This is a genomic window from Psychrobacter sp. 16-MNA-CIBAN-0192, assembly GCF_040309565.1.
In the GTDB taxonomy this organism is placed as follows: domain Bacteria; phylum Pseudomonadota; class Gammaproteobacteria; order Pseudomonadales; family Moraxellaceae; genus Psychrobacter.
In genome coordinates, this window is sequence record NZ_JBEOOX010000506.1 from 1 (window position 1) to 252 (window position 252).

General features: G+C 42.1%; 1 protein-coding gene. It reads right to left on the reverse strand.

Features of this window, described 5'->3' with window-relative positions; all coding sequences use genetic code 11:
* On the reverse strand, positions 1-252 hold a 252-nt coding region (locus AAEY78_RS14145), incomplete at both ends, for a zinc-dependent metalloprotease (RefSeq protein WP_352340037.1).

Consider the following 252-nt stretch of genomic DNA (forward strand, 5'->3'; position numbering starts at 1 on the left):
GTTTTAGCACTTAAAAATTGCACTCGCTGAGTGATCTTTGCCACCATGTTATTGGATGGCAATGCCACAAAAACCTGCTTATAAAGCTGTAAAAGTAACTCATCTAAACTATAAAAATCATCACTGCGTGCTTGTTGTTGCGCAAGGCGATTTAAACGCTGTGCATTTAGTAATAACGATAAGCTATGCTGCACGGCAACTTCAGGTAGGGCCATAGCATCAAGGGTTAAACCGGTGCGCCCCACTATACTT